Source organism: Rugamonas rivuli (genome assembly GCF_009380165.1).
GTDB lineage: Bacteria > Pseudomonadota > Gammaproteobacteria > Burkholderiales > Burkholderiaceae_D > Rugamonas > Rugamonas rivuli.
Window position 1 is genome coordinate 479,807 of the sequence record NZ_WHUF01000003.1, and the last position, 18,404, is coordinate 498,210.

Genomic DNA, 18,404 nt, shown 5'->3' on the forward strand with positions numbered 1-18,404 from the left:
CACACGTTATATTTTCGCCACGTGTTTGAGATGGATCAATATGACAAATTCGTGACCGTGTTTTTAGCTGGCGGGAGGCGGGCTGGCGGGTGGTGGGATTGCATCTTTGAAGCGTTGCAGGGCTGCAGATGGGTCCGCTGGAGGGAGCTTGGCAGCGGCTTCCTGGGCGGCTTTGAGTTTGTCGGCGAGCGCTTGTGCGACGGCTGTTGGGTCGGCGGCGGAGGGTGCGGCGGGAATGGGAATATCGGCTTTCGGTTTGAGCGCGGAGAGCGCGTCGGCCGAAGGGGGAGCTACTTTTGGTTTGGTAGTGGCGAGTACGTCGGCCGTTGGAATGCCGGCTTCAGGTTTGGCAGAAGAGAGCAAGTCGGCGGCGGGGATGTCGGCTTTCGGTGCGGCCGCTGCGAGTGTGTCGGCTGATGGAATGTCGGCTTTCGGCTTGGCTGCTGCGAGCGCGTCGGCTGGAGGAATGTCGGCTTTCGGTTTGGCTGCTGCGAGCGCGTCGGCGGCGGGGATGTCGGTCTTCGGCTTGGCAGCTGCGAGCGCGTCGGCTGATGGAATGTCCGCTTTCGGTTTGGCGGCTGCGAGCGCATCGGCGGCGGGGATGTCGGCTTTCGGCTTGGCGGCTGCGAGCGCGTCGGCTGCTGGGGTGTCGGCTGTCGGCGGAGCGGGCGGTGGTGCGTCGGGTGCTGCGGCATCGGCTTGTTGCGCGTCGGTCGCCGGTGCGGGCGCGGCTGGAGCGGCGGCATCGGGCGCGGCAGCAGACGTTGCATCGCTTGCCGCAGCATCCGCAGTGGGCGTCGATGCTTCGACAGGCGGGGATGCAGCATCCGTCGATGCAGCAGGTGACGAATCGGTGGCTGCGGTGGCCGTCGCATCAGTCGTGGCGCCTGCTGGCGCAGCTGCGGCATCGGCTGCCGCTGCGCCGGTGGTTGTCGTTGCGGCTGCTCCATCGGCTGCCGCTGCGTCGGTGGTTGCCGTTGCGGCTGCTCCATCGGCTGCCGCTGCGCCGGTGGTTGTCGTTGCGGCTGCCGCTTCGGTGGCGGCTGCTGCACCTGCATTGGTGCCGGCGGCGGCCTTGGCTGCCTCGGTGGCAGCGGCGGCTGCGGCGGCCTCGGTGGCTGCTGCGGCAGCGGCATCCGCACTGGCGGACGTGCCGCCATGCTTGACCACCTCCGCATCGACTATCGCCTCCGCCTTGATCGCCTCGGCGCGCGCCACGTCGACCTGCGCCTGCACCGCCTCCACCTCCGCCACCGTCTTGTTGATCCCCGCCTGCGCCTCGTCCTTCATAGCCGTCGTCTGCGCGGCCGCATCGTCCGCCGCCGCCCCCACATCCTTCTCGCTGGCGACCACCTGCTCCGCCAACGCCTGCTCCGATTCCTTGGCCGCATTGGCCGCCTGCTCCGCCTTGTCCGCCTCCGACTTCACATCGGCCAGCATCGCATCGGTATCCGGCACATACGGCTCCATCGCCGTCTCCGACTCCGTCTGCGCATCGTTCAGCGAACCCGACATATCCGCCAACGCCCCATCCGACTCCGCCGCCACGCCCTCTGCATCCTGCTTCATCGCATCGAACGACGCCTGCACCTGCTCCGCCACCGGACTATCGACCATGGACTCGCCCGCGCTCTGCGCACCGGACGCCGTGTTGTCCGCCGCCGTCTGCACATCGCTGACGCCCTGCTGCGCCTCGTCCGCCGCCTGCCGCGCGCGGTCCAGCAAATCATTGGCCGCCTGCTGCGCATCGCTCTTCCAGCTGTTCACCTTATCGGCCACATCGGCCGCGCTCTGCACCTGCGATTGAACCTGATTGAACGTCCCCGCCACATCGTCATAGAACTGCGCATACGGCGCAATCTGATCGCCCACCGCGCGGATGTTCAAGCCCGAAATCGCCTGCGACGCCTGGTCCACATACGACAGCGCCTGATCCGCCGCCTGCCTCACCTGCTGCCGCGCCGAGCCGCTCACCGAGTCCACCTGCCCGCGCGCCGTGGTCAGCGTATCGGTGAGCTTCTGCATCGGCTGCATGGCCTGCTGCTTCACCGACGCCAACGCCGCGCTGAGCTTGCCCAGGCCGTCCTGCGCCATCGCCGCAGCCTTGCCGACCTCCGCCTTGCCCTGCTGCAGAACATTCTGCAACGGCGCACCGGCGGCCTGTATCTGCGCCTCCAGCGGCTTGAAGGTCTTGTCGAGCAAGTCCGACAATTGCTGCTGCAAGCGCCGCACCAAAGGCTCGCACTGCAACTTGGCCAGACACTGCTCGGCAGCATCGCGCACCTTGTCCAGGATCTGCTGCACGGCCGCCTTGGCCTTGTCCATCTGCTCCTGCATCAGCGGCGGGATTTTCTCGGCCGCCTCCGACACCTGTTTCAACGTCGCCTGCATCTGCTCCAGCAAACCGATCAGCGCATCAATCGCCGCCTGCACTTTTGCGATGGCCTGGTCCAGCAAGGGATTGAGTCCGTCGACCAGCGTGATGGCCTGCTCCATCAAACCGGTGGCCTGGTCGCCGGCCGCCTTCACCGCCGCGCGCGCACTGACGATGGCCGTCTTCACGCCAGGTATCATCGCCTTGATGCCGACGAACAAAGTGCGCGCCATCATCAACGGCGGCGCCTTCATCATGTAGCGGGTGCAGATTTCGATCGCGCCGGTGCATAGCGCATCGGCCTGATCGAGCTCGCCGGAGGCCGCATCGAGCGCGCTGTTGGCCTCGGCCACGAACACTGGGATATTGTCCTTCACCTGCACCAGCATGGCGATGGCGTCGGCGATCATGGTGCGCACCGGAGCAAAATTCTCCGGCAGCTGGCGCAGAACGGTCTTGGCGTTTTCCGCTTCCTCGTCCAGCTCCGCCATCAGCTGCAACACCTTCTGCACCTCGGCGCTGATGGCGTCCAGCACCTCCTGCAAGGCTTGCGCGATGGCTTCCACACTGCGCTCCAGCGCATCGAGCGGCTCCATCGCTTTCTTCACCATGCCATCCACTGTGGCCGCCGCTGCGGCCAGCTGGTCGATGATCACGTCGGCCTGCGCGCGGGCTGCGGCGAGCGGCTTGATCAGGATGTCGCTCAGCCGGCCCAGCTGCGCCGACGCCTCGTCGAACAAGGCGTCGCAGTTGCGCGCTTCGTCGCCCAGCGCGCTGTTGATGTTGTCCACCAAATCGATCTGCGCCTGCAACGGCGCCAGCAGCGCATTGCCTTTCTCGTTGAGCAGGTCGGAGACGCCGCTGATGGTTTGCGTGGCTTGCGCGGTGGCGTCCTGCATCGCCGTGTCGAGGTCGGTGACGTTGCCGTCCAGCGTATCGCGCAGGGCCTGGACCTGCGCCAGGCTGTCCGCCTGCAACTGCTCGGCGCGCGCCAGCACGGCTTGCACCGCGTCGTTGCCGGCGCCCGGCCCGCCCTGCATCGTGGCCAGCTGTTTCATCTGCGCCGACAGCGGCAACAGGTCGCGGCCATACTGCTCGACCATGACGCCGGTGCGCTTGGCCAGGTCCGCCAGCGCCTGCCCGCGCGATGGCAGGCTGTTGAAGAAGGTCATCTGCGCGCCGAAGTCCGGCACCAGCCCGGACAGCTCGGGCAGCAGCGTGCTCATCGCCTCGACGGCCTGGTTGGCCGAAGCTATCACCGTCTGCACGCCGGCCGTCTGCGCCAGCAGGCGCTGCGGAATCGCGGCGGCATCGTTGGCCAGCTTGCGCAGGTCGCTGGCCGCCTGCTCCAGCACGCCGGTGCAGCAGTCCAGGATGGGTTGCGGATTGAGCAGGTCCGGAATCGCCTTCATCTGCTCCGCCACCTTTTGCATGTCCTGGTTCAGCGAGGCGGCGGTGGTCGTGACTTCGGTGGCGAAGGTCTTGCCCTGCTCGACGATGGTGTCGGCCGCCTTCTGCACCGCGTTGGCGATGTTGACCGGACATTGCGGCAACACCTCGATGGAGTGGTCGATGACTTTCATCTACAGCGATCCCAGCGTGGAGGTGGTGCGCTCGGTGGCCGAGCTCAGCGCCGTCTTGATCGCCGCCACCTTGGTCGGCGCCGGCTCCAGCGACAGCGAGGCCGAGCCCACCGTCGAGATCGTCACCTTGACCTGTGCCAGCGCCTGGTTCAGCTCGGGCAGCACTTCGGCGCCTTCGATGCGGATATCCTCCAGCACCGGCAGCAGATTGGGCACCACGGGGATTTGCGGCACCGCGCTCAGCGCCGGCAAGGCCGACAGCGCGGCGGCCGACATGGCGGCGGCGGGCGGCGCCACCAGCCGTCCCGGCATGGCCTGGCGGCTCAACTCCTCCAGCACGACGATGGCGCCGCTCACCAGGCGGCCGGCCAGCGCGTGCAGCCAGCCGTCCACGCCGGCGTGGGCGGTCGCCAGCGAGGGGCCGGAGCGTTGCAAGATCCATTTGAGTTCGGCGCGCGCCGCCGGTTCGCCCAGCCAGTAGCGCAGGTAGCTATAGGCGTCGTCGGCGGACGAGAAACGCCGCCGCGATCCCGCCATGCGCCCTCCGCCCTGCAGCAATGCCTGCCCGGTCTGGCCGCCAGACTCGTAGAAGGTGACGCGGCTGGAATGGCGCCATAGGCTGGCCAGTGGATGCAGCATGAATGTCTCGGGAGGACAGGTGTCGATTGACAATAACATGAGCAGCTTGATAACGCAATCCGCCCGCACGGCACGGCCACGCCACAATGCTGACCATCGCCGTTGCGTGATGAGCCCGCCTTGGGGTAGCATGAAATTCGGTCTGGGCCCCAGAGAAAACAATTATGCGGAATCGAGCTTTTTTGTACCTGTTGGGTCTGATCGGCATGCTCTTGCTGTCGCTGGCGGCGCAGGCGGCCAGCAACAGTCCGGCGCTCGACAGCATCCGCAAGAAGGGCGTGATACGGGTCGGCGTCAAGACCGACTTCAGCCCCTACAACTCGCTCAACGCCCAGGGCGAAGTGGTCGGCTTCGAGAGCGACATCGCCGCGCTGATCGCCCAGCGCCTCGGCGTCAGCCTGAAAAAAGTCAGCATCACCACCGAGAACCGGTTTCAGAAACTGGAGCTGGGCGATGTCGACATCCTGATCTCCACCGTCGGCGACACGGCGGCGCGGCGCAAGATCGCCACCGCCGTCGAACCGGGCTACAACGAGACCAGCGTCAACGTGCTGTTCAAGCCGGGCGAAGCGGTCGACGCCTGGCCCAAGATACGCCACGAAACCATCTGCGCGGTGCAAGGCAGTTATTTCAACAAGCCGATGAGCGAGCGCTATCTGCTGGAACTGCAAACCTACAAGACCGTGCGCGACGCCCATCTGGCGCTGCGCGACGGCCAGTGCTCGGGCTTCCTGTACGCGACGGCGGCGCTGGCCAACACGGCCAAGCTGCCCGAGTGGCGCGGCTACACGATGCCGCTGCCGAACGCGCTGATCACGCCGATGGCGATCTTCATCGCGCGCGGTGAACAGGGCAGCGAACTGGATCTGGCCTTGGGCAATATCGTGGCCGAGCTGCACCGCACCGGCTGGCTGCTGGAGGCGAACAACCGGTGGGGCATCGCCTCGACCTCCTGGCTGACGGCGCAGAAGGCGATCTGGTCCGAGCACGACAAGGACGGGCTGTACAAATGTGTGCGCAACAGCAGCGGCAACTGGGTGGCGGCCTGCCGCAGCGGCGAGTATGTGTCCAGCACCGAGGTGACGGGCGTGCAGGCGGTCGGCCTGTGGGTCAAGGAGCAGCTGGGCGTGGACTTGAACTTCATCTACGACCCTTATGACCGCACGCAGTTCCTGACCGGCATCGCCTACTCCATGCTGCTGATCACCTGCAGCATTGCCATCAGCCTGACGCTGGGCATCGCGGTCGCCATCGCCGTGGATGGCCGCAGCAGCTGGGACACGCGCGCCATCCACACCGTCATGGCCTACGGCCGGCTGACGCCGCCGCTGCTGATGATGTACCTGATCTTCTTCGGCTTCGGCAGCTGGACCATGCGCGAGTTCGGCCTCAAGCTGCCGGCGTTTGCGGTGGCGGCCTTCTGCTCCGGCTACTACACGGCGGGCATGGTGATGCGCGCCTTCCTGGAGGCGGCCAACCATGTGCGCAGCACCGAACCCGGCTACCGGTTGCGGTTGAGGCAGTTGGCGCGCACGGCGCAGTACGCCAACTGGCCGGTCAAGCAGGCGCTGATCAACCTGACCAAGCAGACCATGATCGCCTCGGCCATCGCCATCCCCGAATTGCTGAGCGCGAGCAGCCTGCTGATCGCCGAAAAGGGCAACATCTTCCTGACCATGACGGTGCTGCTGATGACCTTCTACCTGATCACCAGCCTGTGGTCGCGGCTGTTCGACTACCTGGAAAAGGCCTGGCTGCCGGTGGCGGAGCGCTCATGAACAACGACACCCTGAGCTTCCTGCTGACGTGGACGCCCTTCCTGCTGCAGGGCTTTCTGTGGAATGTGTTCATCGCGGTGTGCGCGGTGGGACTGGGTTCGCTGATGGGCGCGGGCCTGGCCTGGCTGCGCGTGACGCGCCAGGGCCGCACCGCCTCCATCGCCGAGCGGATCTCGACCTTCTTCCGCGGCGTGCCGACGCTGGCGCTGATCTTTTACGCGGTGTTCGTGCTGCCCAGCGAGTTCGTGCTGCCGGGCAGCGGCACCGCCGTGCATGTGCCGCAATGGATCAAGGCGGTGATCGGGCTGTCGGCGGCGCCGCTGTCGTTCACGTCCGAAAGCCTGGTGGTGGCGCACCGCGCATGGCGGCGCGGCGACATCGGCGCGGCGCTGCTGTTCATCCCCACCTGGATCAATGTGTTCCTGATTTCCTTCATCGCTTCCAGCGCCTCGTCGCTGGTCGGCGTGAGCGAACTGGTCAGCCGCTGCAACACGGTGATCGCGGCCACCGGCACCAGTGTCATGGTGCCGGTCTACCTGTATTGCAGCTTGTACTTCGTCATCACCTCGCTGGTGTTCACGGCGCTGATCGGGCGCTTCAAGACTTCCGCCTTCATGGCCCGCATCGCCCAAAAGCTGACCGACACGGCCCGCCCTTAGCGGCGGTGGTAGCCTCGGCCACGGTAGTGGCCGCCGCAGCACCAGTGGCCGAACGAGAAGTCCAGGCCGATGCTGACCGGCGGGTAGTAATAGGCAGGCGCAGGCGCGTAGTAGACCGGCGCGGGGGCATAGTACACGGGCGCCGGCTGGACGTAGGTGGTGGTGTAGACCGGCTCGGTGGTGTAGACCACGCGCGAGCTGGACGCCGGCATTTCCTCGGTGGTGTAGCCGCCGCGGTCCGACGGCGCGGACGATACGGTGTGCCACTGGTACGGATCCTGGACCACCCGGGTGGTGGCGTAATAGCCGGGCTGCTGGACGGCGCAGCCGGACAGTGCCGCCACTGCGGCGACAACGGCGATGATGGTTTTCATGGCACTCCTCCTAGTTTCAAAGTGTACTATATAAGGAAGTCTGCCGCCGCCGGAGCCCGATTACAGCTTGTTACAACGGTTGTAACAGCCGAAAAAAAAGGAACCGCGAGCGGTTCCTTTTTTATGACTTCGGGTATATCAGTCCAGCTTCCAGGCGTAGTCGACCTTGGTCCAGGTTTCGGCGGGAGCGCCGTCCTTGGTGCCCGGCTTGAACTTGCAAGCGCTCAGGGACTTGATCGCCGCCTTGTCCAGGTTCTTGAAACCGCTGCTCTTGTCGATCTTGGAATCGGCCACGGTACCGTCGGCCTTGATCAGGAAGGACATCGAAACCGTACCCTGCTCTTCGTTCATCAACGACGCTTTCGGGTATTCGGCCTTGCAGTTTTTGGCATCAAAACTGGCCGGGACTTCGGCAGCAAACGCTGCCGGTGCGCTCGAAACGAGCACTGCTGCGATCACACTCAACCAACGCTTATTTGTAGACATGATTTCCCCAAGTGTTTGTATCCGGCACTCAGGCCGCGCGTCGCCGCACGGCCCCGTTTGACACTAGCTGATTACAGCTTCCAGCTGTAGTCGACTTTGGTCCAGGTCTGGGCAACTGCGCCATCCTTGGTGCCTGGCTTGAACTTGCAAGCGCTCAAGGCTTTGATCGCAGCCTTGTCCAGATTCTTGTAACCGCTCGATTTGTCGACCTTGGACTCGACCACGTTGCCGTCGGCAGCCACCAGGAAGGACATGGTCACATCGCCCTGCTCTTCGTTCAGCAGCGATGCTTTAGGGTATTCAGCTTTGCAGTTCTTGGCATCCAGGGATGCTGGCACTTCACCGGCGAAGGCGGTCGAAGCGGCGGACAGGATGACGGCGGCGAATACACTGGTAGAAAACTTATTCATTTTACAATTTCCAAACTTATTATTAAAAACTGGTTGATCGAATCCCACAGCGGACCTACATGCCGCGCAAAAGCGCGACGGCAGACTGCGGCAAAGTTTTAAAACTCTTCCCACTCATCGCTGCCGGCTGCGCTAGCTGCCGAGGCGACTTTCTTCGGTTTGGCTGCTGCGGCAGGCGCCGGCGCGGAGGCCAGTTTCTTGACAGGAGCGCGGGCCACGATCGGTTTGACCGGAGCCTTGGCGGCGGCAGGCTGGTACACCGGAGCCGACACGCGCTCCTCGCCTTCCACCAGTTTGAAGATGCTGACCACGCGCGACAGTTCGGCGGCCTGGTCTTGCAAGCTTTGTGCTGCGGCGGCGGCTTCTTCCACCAGCGCGGCATTTTGTTGGGTCATGCTGTCCATCTCGATGATGGAGTGGTTCACCTGCTCGATGCCGGCGCTCTGCTCCTGGCTGGCGTTGGCGATCTCGCTCATGATGTCGGTCACGCGGCGCACCGAGGCCACCACTTCGTCCATCGTCACGCCGGCCTGGCCGACCAGCTTGGTGCCGGCGCCGACTTTTTCCACCGAGTCGTCGATCAGCATCTTGATTTCTTTGGCGGCGCCAGCGGAACGCTGGGCCAGGTTGCGCACTTCCGACGCCACCACCGCGAAGCCGCGGCCTTGTTCGCCGGCACGGGCTGCTTCCACTGCCGCGTTCAGCGCCAGGATGTTGGTCTGGAAGGCGATGCCATCGATCACGCCGATGATGTCCACAATCTTCTTGGCCGAAGCGTCGATCGAGCTCATGGTGTTGACCACTTCCGACACCACTTTGCCGCCCTTGATCGCCACGTCCGATGCCGCCGACGCCAGTTGATTGGCTTCGCGGGCATTGTCCGCATTCTGTTTAACGGTCGAGGTCAGTTCTTCCATCGCCGAAGCGGTTTTTTCCAGCGAGCTCGCCTGCATTTCGGTACGCGACGACAGGTCGATATTACCGGCGGCGATTTCACGCGAAGCGGTGCCGATGGTTTCGGTGCCCGAGCGGACCTGGCCTACGATGTCGACCAGGCTGTTGCGCATTTCCTTCATCTCGGACAGCAGGCTGTCCTTGTCGTTGCCGTCGGTGTCGATGGCGATCGACAGGTCGCCGTTGGCGATGCTGCCGGCGATCGACGCGGTGTAGTCAGGCTCGCCGCCCAGCTGTTTCAGCAGGCCGCGGGTGATGACGTAGGCGGCGGCGACCGAGATCGCAACAGCCAGCACGCCCAGGATGATCATGAAGCTGCGGGCGGACGAGAAGCCGGCGGCGGCGTCGGTCTGCACTTGCGCGTTCAGTTTTTCTTCCAGCGCGCCCAGCTGATCCAGCGCGGCCATCCATTTTTTCTGGGCCGGGCGGATTTCCTTGATCAGGACCTTGGTCGCTTCTTCGGCCTTGTTGGCCAGCCACAGTTCGGACGCCTTGGCGATGGCCGGCATGGCGATCGCTTCCTGCTCCTTGACCGTTGCCAGCAGCGCTTTTTCTTCAGCGCTGGCTTCGGTGGCGAACTGTGCGCTCAGTTTGTTTTGTGCATCGGCGTACTTGGCGGCCAGTTCCTTGATGCGGTTCATGTCCGGTTCCATGTCGGCGGCATCGGTCATCATGGTCAGGATGCGCAGCGAGGTGACGCGGTCGCCCACGTTGGCGCGCATGTCGACCACCAGGCGGGACACGACGTTGTTCACCGTGATCACGTGATCCAGACGATCCTGAATCTGTGCCATGCGGAAGATACCCACGGTGGTGACAGCCACCAGGAATAACAGAACCAGGGCGAATCCGAGACCCAGGCGCGTTCCGACTTTCATTTTTGCTAAATTCATTTCGTCTTCTTTTTAAGTGACACAGTTGATAAGAGTGCCCTGGATAGTCTCGTCTTGTGCACGACACAATCCACCCGGCCCTTGCTGCTAGGTAATATCTATGACAGTAGCAAACAATGACTGCGAATGCAAAACTTGCGGCTCCACCGGCTGCTTGCATGTAGTTTTACCGCAATATACAAACGTCAATACAAGGTGGATATGTGTGTATATTCAGGAATTATAGATGCAAATTTTGCCTCAAAGCAAGCAAAACCCGCCTAAAAAATACGCAAACGAACTTTCTGCGTGGAAATACCAACAGTCCAATATATTGTTTGCCAGAAACGTCAGATTGTGCTCTGAGCTACGCAGCAATACGTAGGCGGGCAGCGGCTTCGCGCAGCAGGTGGGCATCGCCGAGGGCGAGTTTTTTGGAGTCGGACAGGACCTGGCGGAATGCGCGGGCACCCGGCAGGCCCGTCATCAGGCCCAGCATGTGGCGGGTGATGGTGTTGAGTTTCAAGCCGTGGGCGCCGTGCAGGGCCAGCTGGGCTTGAATGTAGGGAATCATGGCTTCGATCACTTCTTCACGGCTCTTGGGCGCGCGGCTGTCGCCGTAGTAGCGCTGGTCGAAACCGGCCATGACGAAGGGATTGTGGTAAGCCTCGCGGCCCAGCATGACGCCGTCCAGATGCTTCAGGTGCTCATCGATCTCGGCTTCGGTCTTGATGCCGCCGTTGATAATGATTTCGAAGTCAGGGAAGTCCCGCTTGAGCTGGTAGGCGAACTCATACTTGAGCGGCGGGATTTCGCGGTTTTCCTTCGGCGACAGGCCCTTGAGGATGGCGTTGCGGGCATGGACGATGAAGGTCGTGCAGCCGGCCTCTGCCACGGTGCCGACGAAGTCGCGCACGAAATCGTAGCTCTCGGTCTGGTCGATGCCGACGCGGTGCTTGACGGTGACGTCGATGCTGACGGCGTCGCGCATGGCTTTGACGCAGTCGGCCACCAGTTGCGGCTCGGCCATCAGGCAGGCGCCGAAAGCGCCCTTCTGCACGCGCTCCGACGGGCAACCGCAGTTGAGGTTGATTTCATCGTAGCCCCACTTCTCGCCCAGCTTGGCGCTGGTGGCGAGGTCGGCCGGATCGCTGCCGCCCAGTTGCAGCGCCACCGGATGCTCTTCATCGTTGAAGCGCAGGTGGCGTTCGACGTCGCCGTAGACCAGCGCGCCGGTCGTCACCATCTCCGTGTACAGCCAGGTGTGCTGGCTGATGTGGCGGTGGAACACGCGGCAATGGCGGTCGGTCCAGTCCATCATCGGCGCGACGGACAGGCGGCGGCTCGCTTTCACGGGCGCGTTGTCGGTGGTCGGCAAAGTGATGATGGTCATGGTGGCAACTATGGGAATCGCTTGGGGGTCGACATTATATCGCAAAAGGCAGCGTCACCAGCCCGACCAGGTAGCGCGCCGGCGTCTTGCCGGGATTGGCGTAGCTGATGTGCTGGTCTTCGCGGATGGCCAGGCAGTCGCCCGCCTGCAGCCGCCACTGCTGGTCGCCGGCGCTGACGTCCATCACGCCGTCCAGCAGCCAGATCTGCTGGTGGATGTCGGCCTCGCGCACGACCTGCTCGTAGGTCACGCGCTGGCCCGGCGGGAACACCACCTCCACCAGCTGCAGCGGCGTGCGCACGGCCGGCGACAGCTGGCGCCGCACATAGCCGGAGGCGGGATCGGTCCACACCGGCTGGTCGACGGCGCGCTGCAGCGGCGACGGCGGGGCCGGCTCGTCCTGCCCCGCTTCGAACAGCGAGGCCAGCGTGACGCCCAGCGCGCCGGCCAGCTTGTCGAGCACGGTGGCGGTGGCGCTGCTTTCGCCGCGCTCGATCAGCGAAATATTGGAGCGGCTCACGCCGCTGCGCTCGGACAGCGCGGTCAGCGACAGCCCGCGACGGTCGCGCAAGGCCAGCAGGCGGCTGGCAATGAGTTTGTTGATATCCATGGAATCCATTATACTGGATTATTCCATCCACTAAACTGTCCATCGCCGCCATGCCGATCGCTTTCGAATCCCCCGACCAGCCCGAAGTCATCGCCCTCATCGCCGACCTCGACGCCTACCAGCTGAGCTTGTATCCGCCGGAGTCCGTGTATGCGCTGGATTTGCCGTCGCTGATGCAGCCGCACGTGCGCTTCGCGGTCGCGCGCGACGCGGCGGGCGCCGTGGTCGGCTGCGCCGCCGTGGTGCTGACGCCGGAATACGGCGAGATCAAGCGCATGTATGTGCAGCCGGCCGCGCGCGGACTAGGCCTGGCGCGCGGACTGCTGGACTTGCTGGAAGGGGCGGCACGCGAACAGGGCTGTCCGCAGCTGACGCTGGAAAGCGGCCCGGCCCAGCCGGAAGCGCTGGGCCTGTACGAGCGCCACGGTTTCGAACGTTGCGGGCCGTACGGCGACTACCGCGACGATCCGCTCAGCGTCTTCATGCGCAAACCGCTGGCCAGCTGATCAGGCCTTGGTTTTCTTGCGCACCACCGCCAGCTTGGGCGACAGCGGCGCAAACATGGCGGCGACCCGCTCCAGCCTGACGGCGCCGTCGCCGCTCAGCGTGCCCGTCGCGCCCGCCACCTGGCGGACGATACCCAGCGCCGTCGCCCGCGCTTCCGGCGCTTCCGGCAGCAGCAGCGGCAGGTCGCGGATGGCCGCCTCCTCGTCCACCTGCAGCATCAGATACTGCTCGCGCAGGATGGTCTTGAAATGCGTGACGCTCAACTCCTGGTCGTCCGAAGTGCGCAGGCGCAGCTGGCGGATGGTGGCGAAGGCCCGCTCGTCGGCCGCGCTCATCTCCGGGCTGCGGTAGATGTACAGCAGGCCGCGGATGATGGCCTCCGTGACACCGCCCTCCGCCGTCTTCAGCGCGGCCGCCGCGCGGTGCGCGTTCAGCGCCGCCTCGCGCGCGATGTCCCGGCCGATGCGGCGCGGACGGCCGCCGTCGGTGCGCAGGCCCACCAGCGCCTGCAGCAGCGGCGAACCGTACACGCCGAGGAAGATGTTTTCCGTGGCCTGGTCGCGCAGGTCGCGATAGCGGTCCAGCGAGTCGACGATCTGCTGCGACATCGCCTCCTGCATCTGCATGAAGACATTGTCCTCCGCCACCGGACGGCGCTCGGCGCGCACCTTCTCGGCCATCGCCGGTATGCCGTCGAGCAGAGGATTTTTGCTTGAGAACATGCGGTAGCGCAGCCGCAGCGGATGGGCTTCGCGCTGCTGCTCGGCGCCGGACTCCGTCACCATGGCCTTGACCAGCGGACTGGCAAAAGTCTGGTACAGGCCGGTGTTGATTTCCGAGACGCGGGCCACGGTGGCGAAGCGGCGTTCGTCCTCGATATCGTTGCCGCCCAACGCGCGCAGCGCATTGAGGTTGCGGCGCTCGAAGCGCATCACGTAGTCGCCTGCAGCCATGTCGCCGGAAGCGATTTCCGCCTGCAGCATTTCCTCATCCTTGTCGAGGAACACCGCCTCGTACAAGCCTGGCGGCATGATGTCTATCATGTCCATCGCCGCCGTGAATTCCTCGTGTTCCTTGTTGGCGACCGAGGCGGAAACGAAGATGCCCAGGTGGCCTATGCTCTGGTGCATGGAATAGATGATGGTCTGGCCGCCCGCCACCAGCGCGGCGTCGTCCTCGTACAGGTCCAGCACCCAGCCCAGCGCCTGCTGCGGCGGCGTGATGTCATCACCCCACGAGCAGAACACCACGATCGGCGATTTAATATTGCGCAGGTCGATGCGGTGGCCATTGCTGTCCATCAGCGCGGCGTCGCTCAGGCGGTTGCCGACGAATAGCGAGTCGGCGATGTACTGCATTTCGCCGGCGTTCAGCAGCACCGGATTGCCCCACCATTTCTCGAATTCCAGGAAGCGGTGCGCCTCGGTGTCGATCTTCGAATAGACGTTGTAGTTCTTGCTCCACAGCGTGTTGGACGGATTCATTTTTTCGAAGTTGGCGACCAGTTGCGCGCCGTCGAAAATGCCGTTGCCCAGGTCGCCCGCCAGCGCCGTCATCCAGGTGCCGCCGAGCACGCCGCCCAGGTAGCGCAAGGGATTCTTGCCGCGCACGCCGGCCCAGTATGACAGCGGCGCACCGGCCAGCACCAGCGGGCCGACCAGGTCGGGATTGAGGGCGCTGGTCATCATGATCTGCCAGCCGGCCTGGCAGTTGCCGATCAGCGCAGGCTTGCCGTCGGCCTTAGGGTGCAGTTCGGCCACCTTGGCGATGAACTGCGCCTCGGCGCGGCACACGTCCTCGATGGTCTGGCCGGGCACCGGCTGCGGCAGGAAGCCGACGAAGTAGCAGGGATGGCCGGCCTTGAGCACCACGCCGATTTCGCTGTCGTGCTTCATGCCGCCGATGCCGGGGCCGTGGCCGGCGCGCGGGTCGAACACGATGAAGGGACGCTTGGTGGGATCGGGCGCGACGCCGTCCGGCGGCGCGATGTACAGCAGGCCGTAATTGACCGGCCGCGCCAGGTGGCGGCCGTCGAGGATGACTTCGAATGCAAAGCTCAGCACGTGCGGCGCGGTCTGCTCGGCGCGGTGGTTGCGCTCGTCGCCGCGCTGGCGCAGCACATCCATGAACAGCACGCTGCGCTGACAGGCATCGACCCAGTAATCGGTCGCCTGCTGGGCCAGCGCAAACGGATTTCCGGGCCATTGCGGCCACGGGTTAGTCTTATCGTCACTCACGGAACTTCCTCCATGCGGGTTATGCTGCCATGCACCAAAATAACCCGGCGACAAGGAAAACGCAAACGAATTCAACGCCGGACGGACGGACGAAAAAAAACCGCAGCCGAAGCTGCGGTTTAATTTGTATGCTGTCGCCAAGCAGGTATTACGCTTCGCGCGATGCCTTCTTACGCTCGTGCTCTTTCAGGAAGCGCTTGCGCAGACGGATAGATTTCGGGGTGATTTCCACCAGTTCGTCGTCGTCGATGAATTCGACAGCGTACTCCAGCGACATCTGGATAGGCGGCACCAGGCGCACTGCTTCGTCGGTACCCGACGAACGCACGTTGGTCAGCTGCTTGCCCTTGATCGGGTTGACGACCAGATCGTTGTCACGCGAGTGGATACCGATGATCATGCCTTCGTACACTGGGTCGTTGTGGACCACGAACATACGGCCGCGATCTTGCAGTTTCCAGATAGCGTAGGCAACAGCGGCGCCGTCGTCCTGCGAGATCAGCACGCCGTTGCGACGGCCGCCCAGTTCGCCCTTGCTGTTGTCCACTGGCGCGTATTCGTCGAACACGTGCGACATCAGGCCGGTACCGCGGGTCAGGGTCATGAATTCGCCCTGGAAGCCGATCAGGCCGCGCGCTGGGATCTTGTATTCCAGACGCACACGGCCTTTGCCGTCGGATTCCATGTTCTGCAGGTCGCCACGACGACGGCCCAGTTCTTCCATCACGCCGCCCTGGTTGGCTTCTTCAACGTCAACCGACAGTTGTTCGAACGGCTCGTGGCGCACGCCATCAACCATTTTGAACACAACGCGTGGACGCGATACAGCCATCTCGAAACCTTCGCGACGCATGTTTTCGATCAGGATGGTCAGGTGCAGCTCGCCACGGCCCGATACTTCGAACGTGGTGTCGTCTTCGGTTGCAGCAACGCGCAGAGCAACGTTGGCTTTCAGTTCTTTGTCCAGACGGTCGCGCAGCTGGCGCGAGGTGACGAACTTGCCTTCGCGGCCGGCCAGTGGCGAGTTGTTGACCATGAAGTTCATGGTCAGGGTAGGCTCGTCGACGGTCAGCATAGGCAGCGCTTCAGGGGTGTCCACCGCGCACAGCGTCGAACCGATGCCGATTTCGTCGATACCGTTGATCAGGCAGATGTCGCCGGCAACAGCTTCGTTCACCAGCACGCGCTCCAGGCCCTTGAAGTTCAGCACCTGGTTGATGCGGCCTTTGATCGGGGTGGCGCCTGGGCCATTGATGACCAGAACGTCCTGGCCGACCTTGACGGTGCCACGGTTGACGCGGCCAATGCCGATCTTGCCGACGTAGGACGAGTAGTCCAGCGACGTGATTTGCATCTGCAGCGGGCCTTCTGGATTGTCGTCGCGCACTGGCACGTGTTCCAGGATGGCGTCGAACAGCGGCTTCATGTCGCCCGAACGTACGTCTTCGGTCAGGCCGGCGTAGCCGTTCAGGCCCGAAGCGTAAACGATAGGGAAGTCCAGTTGTTCGTCGGTAGCGCCCAGCTTGTCGAACAGTTCGAAGGTCTGGTTGATCGCCCAGTCAGCGCGCGCGCCAGGACGGTCGACCTTGTTGACCACGACGATAGGCTTCAGGCCCAGGGCCAGTGCCTTGCGGGTCACGAAACGGGTCTGTGGCATCGGGCCTTCCTGGGCATCGACCAGCAGCAGAACCGAGTCAACCATCGACAGAACACGCTCCACTTCGCCGCCGAAGTCGGCGTGGCCTGGGGTGTCGACGATGTTGATGTGGGTGCCTTCGTACTCAACAGCGCAGTTCTTCGACAGAATCGTAATGCCGCGCTCCTTTTCCAGGTCGTTCGAGTCCATGACACGGGTGTCGACCGCTTGGTTTTCACGGAAGGTGCCGGACTGACGCAGCAGCTGATCCACCAGGGTAGTTTTACCGTGGTCAACGTGGGCGATGATGGCGATATTACGAATTGCGCGTTTTGTAGTAGACATGATGATTTTATATGCTGAAAAACTGCGGGCACGTACGTACTGTACGAGAAGCCGGCTAGTATAGCATGTTGCGTTGCAACTATCTCGCCGGCTTCCTGAATATTTTCAAAGAGTTGCTATTCGGGCGTGAAGGCGATCAGCCGCTCCGGCGCCAGGATGCTGTATTCGCCGAGGATGGCGGTGCCCAGCAGTTTGGCGTCCAGGTAGACGCGCACCCTGCCCTGCTCGGCCGGCACTTCGACCGGCTCCTTGCCCAGCGCCAGGCGCTGGCCGTTGAGGAAGCGCTTGGCCAGTTCGGCGTTCAGACGCACGGCCGGGAAGCTGGCCAGCAGCGCATCGACCGGCGCCAGCAGACTGAGCGGCGCTGCGTGCGCGGTCAGCTGTTCCAGCGTCAGCATGCCGTCCATGGTCAGCGGGCCGACTTGCGTGCGGCGCAGCGCGTTCAGGTGGGCGCCGCAGCCGAGCGCTTCGCCGATGTCCTGGCCCAGCACGCGGATGTAGGTGCCCTTGCTGCACGTGACCACCAGCTTCAGGAACGGCGCCTCGTAGGACACCAGCTCCAGCTTGTGGATGACGACGTTGCGCGCTTCGCGCTCCAGCGTGATGCCGGCGCGGGCGTACTCGTACAGCGGCTTGCCGTCGCGCTTCAGCGCCGAATACATGGGTGGCACCTGGGCGATCGGGCCGCGGAATTTTTCCAGCACGGCGTGGATCTGCTCCAGCGTGACGTTGACGTCGCGGCTGTCCACCACTTCGCCTTCGGTGTCGCCGGTGTCGGTGGTCTGGCCCAGGTGGACCGTGGTTTCGTAGGTCTTGTCGGCTTCCAGCAAGTCCTGCGAGAACTTGGTGGCCTCGCCAAAGCACAGCGGCAGCAAGCCGGTGGCGAAGGGATCGAGGGTGCCGGTGTGGCCGGCCTTCTTGGCGTTGAGCACGCGCTTGGCCTTGATCAGCGCGTCGTTGCTGGAAAAGCCGACCGGCTTGTCGAGCAGCAGCACGCCGTCGACCAGGTCGCGGACTTTTTTAGGATGGTTTTGCTTCATCGGTGCAGCGTGCTTACTCGCCGTCCTTCTTCTCTTCGGCCGGTGCCTGGTCGTCGTCCAGCGAGCGGGTGCTGTTGGCCTGGTCGATCAGCGCCGACAGTTCCATGCCGCGCGCGGTCGAGGTGTCGTGCACGAAGTGCAGTGCCGGCAGCGTGTGGATGTGCAGGCGCTTGCCCAGCTGGCCGCGCATGTAGCCGGCCGCGGCGGACAGGCCGTCGACGGTTTGCTTGACCTGCTCTTTGCTGTCCTTGAGCATGGTGAAGAAGATCTTCGCATGCGCGTAGTCCGGCGTCACCTGAACTTCGGTGATGGTGATCATGCCGACGCGCGGGTCTTTCAACTCGAAAGCGATGATTTCAGACAGATCGCGCTGGATCTGATCCGCCACGCGCTGACCGCGCTGCGGGATGTTTTTGCTATGTTTTGCCATGATATTCCATAAACGGCAAGTGGACGGGAGCTGATGCCCCCGTCCACTTTACCTTATTGCTGCCTGTGCGCCTGGGC

At 63.8% G+C, this 18,404-nt stretch carries 15 protein-coding genes; 3 read left to right on the forward strand and 12 right to left on the reverse strand.

Annotation, left to right across the window (positions count from 1 at the left end; all coding sequences use genetic code 11):
- Positions 1 to 63: 63 nt before the first annotated feature.
- Positions 64 to 3,957: a hypothetical protein gene (locus tag GEV01_RS12615; protein WP_152804749.1), complete on the reverse strand. Its 3,894-nt coding sequence runs from the start codon at positions 3,955 to 3,957 to the stop codon at positions 64 to 66.
- On the reverse strand, positions 3,958 to 4,596 hold the full coding sequence (locus GEV01_RS12620; protein ID WP_152804751.1) for a hypothetical protein: 639 nt from the start codon (positions 4,594 to 4,596) through the stop codon (positions 3,958 to 3,960). It lies immediately after the preceding gene.
- Positions 4,597 to 4,778: 182 nt separating this feature from the next.
- On the opposite strand from GEV01_RS12620, the gene GEV01_RS12625 reads away from it, so the two are divergent.
- Together GEV01_RS12625 and GEV01_RS12630 are read left to right on the forward strand one after the other, a co-directional pair.
- The gene (locus GEV01_RS12625; protein ID WP_235914344.1) at positions 4,779 to 6,374 is read left to right on the forward strand and encodes a transporter substrate-binding domain-containing protein; all 1,596 of its coding nucleotides are present in this window, start codon (positions 4,779 to 4,781) and stop codon (positions 6,372 to 6,374) included.
- The gene (locus GEV01_RS12630) at positions 6,371 to 7,033 is read left to right on the forward strand and encodes a polar amino acid ABC transporter permease (protein WP_152804756.1); all 663 of its coding nucleotides are present in this window, start codon (positions 6,371 to 6,373) and stop codon (positions 7,031 to 7,033) included. The genes GEV01_RS12625 and GEV01_RS12630 overlap by 4 nt, the downstream gene beginning before the upstream one ends.
- On the opposite strand, the gene GEV01_RS12635 is transcribed toward GEV01_RS12630, so the two are convergent.
- The 6 genes from GEV01_RS12635 to GEV01_RS12660 form a co-directional block, all read right to left on the reverse strand.
- Positions 7,030 to 7,407: a hypothetical protein gene (locus GEV01_RS12635; RefSeq protein ID WP_070358976.1), complete on the reverse strand. Its 378-nt coding sequence runs from the start codon at positions 7,405 to 7,407 to the stop codon at positions 7,030 to 7,032. The genes GEV01_RS12630 and GEV01_RS12635 overlap by 4 nt on opposite strands.
- A gap of 138 nt (positions 7,408 to 7,545) precedes the next feature.
- The gene (locus GEV01_RS12640; RefSeq protein WP_152804758.1) at positions 7,546 to 7,893 is read right to left on the reverse strand and encodes an energy transducer TonB; all 348 of its coding nucleotides are present in this window, start codon (positions 7,891 to 7,893) and stop codon (positions 7,546 to 7,548) included.
- 71 nt (positions 7,894 to 7,964) lie between these two features.
- Complete coding sequence (locus tag GEV01_RS12645) at positions 7,965 to 8,303, reverse strand: energy transducer TonB (protein WP_008445754.1); 339 nt, start codon at positions 8,301 to 8,303, stop codon at positions 7,965 to 7,967.
- A gap of 98 nt (positions 8,304 to 8,401) precedes the next feature.
- On the reverse strand, positions 8,402 to 10,150 hold the full coding sequence (locus GEV01_RS12650; RefSeq protein ID WP_235914345.1) for a methyl-accepting chemotaxis protein: 1,749 nt from the start codon (positions 10,148 to 10,150) through the stop codon (positions 8,402 to 8,404).
- Between the two features lie 346 nt (positions 10,151 to 10,496).
- Positions 10,497 to 11,522 (reverse strand): tRNA dihydrouridine(20/20a) synthase DusA, encoded by a 1,026-nt coding sequence (gene dusA / locus GEV01_RS12655; protein WP_008445741.1) that lies wholly within the window; start codon positions 11,520 to 11,522, stop codon positions 10,497 to 10,499.
- Positions 11,523 to 11,556: 34 nt separating this feature from the next.
- Complete coding sequence (locus GEV01_RS12660; protein ID WP_152804760.1) at positions 11,557 to 12,132, reverse strand: helix-turn-helix domain-containing protein; 576 nt, start codon at positions 12,130 to 12,132, stop codon at positions 11,557 to 11,559.
- A 50-nt stretch (positions 12,133 to 12,182) separates the two neighbouring features.
- Here GEV01_RS12660 and GEV01_RS12665 point away from each other — a divergent pair, with 50 nt between their 5' ends.
- Positions 12,183 to 12,638 carry a GNAT family N-acetyltransferase gene (locus GEV01_RS12665; protein WP_152804762.1) on the forward strand — a complete coding sequence of 152 codons (456 nt, stop codon included), beginning with the start codon at positions 12,183 to 12,185 and terminating at the stop codon, positions 12,636 to 12,638.
- On the opposite strand, the gene GEV01_RS12670 is transcribed toward GEV01_RS12665, so the two are convergent.
- The 4 genes from GEV01_RS12670 to rbfA all read right to left on the reverse strand — a co-directional run bounded on the left by GEV01_RS12670 (position 12,639) and on the right by rbfA (position 18,327).
- Positions 12,639 to 14,876, reverse strand: a complete 2,238-nt coding sequence (locus tag GEV01_RS12670) for a DUF3141 domain-containing protein (RefSeq protein WP_328595505.1) — start codon at positions 14,874 to 14,876, stop codon at positions 12,639 to 12,641.
- A 148-nt stretch (positions 14,877 to 15,024) separates the two neighbouring features.
- Entirely contained in the window at positions 15,025 to 16,857 is a 1,833-nt protein-coding gene (typA, locus tag GEV01_RS12675) for a translational GTPase TypA (protein ID WP_152804764.1), read from the reverse strand.
- A gap of 116 nt (positions 16,858 to 16,973) precedes the next feature.
- The gene (gene truB / locus GEV01_RS12680; protein WP_152804766.1) at positions 16,974 to 17,897 is read right to left on the reverse strand and encodes a tRNA pseudouridine(55) synthase TruB; all 924 of its coding nucleotides are present in this window, start codon (positions 17,895 to 17,897) and stop codon (positions 16,974 to 16,976) included.
- Positions 17,898 to 17,910: 13 nt separating this feature from the next.
- The gene (rbfA, locus tag GEV01_RS12685) at positions 17,911 to 18,327 is read right to left on the reverse strand and encodes a 30S ribosome-binding factor RbfA (RefSeq protein ID WP_070267413.1); all 417 of its coding nucleotides are present in this window, start codon (positions 18,325 to 18,327) and stop codon (positions 17,911 to 17,913) included.
- Positions 18,328 to 18,404: the final 77 nt, after the last annotated feature.

Bases quoted from the DNA above. Each gene is read 5' to 3' on its own strand.
- GEV01_RS12645 (WP_008445754.1), bottom strand. From the start codon at position 8,303: ATGAATAAGTTTTCTACCAGTGTATTCGCCGCCGTCATCCTGTCCGCC.
- typA (WP_152804764.1), bottom strand. From the start codon at position 16,857: ATGTCTACTACAAAACGCGCAATTCGTAATATCGCCATCATCGCCCAC.
- GEV01_RS12615 (WP_152804749.1), bottom strand. From the start codon at position 3,957: ATGAAAGTCATCGACCACTCCATCGAGGTGTTGCCGCAATGTCCGGTC.
- GEV01_RS12660 (WP_152804760.1), bottom strand. From the start codon at position 12,132: ATGGATATCAACAAACTCATTGCCAGCCGCCTGCTGGCCTTGCGCGAC.
- GEV01_RS12635 (WP_070358976.1), bottom strand. From the start codon at position 7,407: ATGAAAACCATCATCGCCGTTGTCGCCGCAGTGGCGGCACTGTCCGGC.
- dusA (WP_008445741.1), bottom strand. From the start codon at position 11,522: ATGACCATCATCACTTTGCCGACCACCGACAACGCGCCCGTGAAAGCG.
- GEV01_RS12665 (WP_152804762.1), top strand. From the start codon at position 12,183: ATGCCGATCGCTTTCGAATCCCCCGACCAGCCCGAAGTCATCGCCCTC.
- GEV01_RS12630 (WP_152804756.1), top strand. From the start codon at position 6,371: ATGAACAACGACACCCTGAGCTTCCTGCTGACGTGGACGCCCTTCCTG.
- GEV01_RS12640 (WP_152804758.1), bottom strand. From the start codon at position 7,893: ATGTCTACAAATAAGCGTTGGTTGAGTGTGATCGCAGCAGTGCTCGTT.
- truB (WP_152804766.1), bottom strand. From the start codon at position 17,897: ATGAAGCAAAACCATCCTAAAAAAGTCCGCGACCTGGTCGACGGCGTG.
- GEV01_RS12620 (WP_152804751.1), bottom strand. From the start codon at position 4,596: ATGCTGCATCCACTGGCCAGCCTATGGCGCCATTCCAGCCGCGTCACC.
- GEV01_RS12650 (WP_235914345.1), bottom strand. From the start codon at position 10,150: ATGAATTTAGCAAAAATGAAAGTCGGAACGCGCCTGGGTCTCGGATTC.
- rbfA (WP_070267413.1), bottom strand. From the start codon at position 18,327: ATGGCAAAACATAGCAAAAACATCCCGCAGCGCGGTCAGCGCGTGGCG.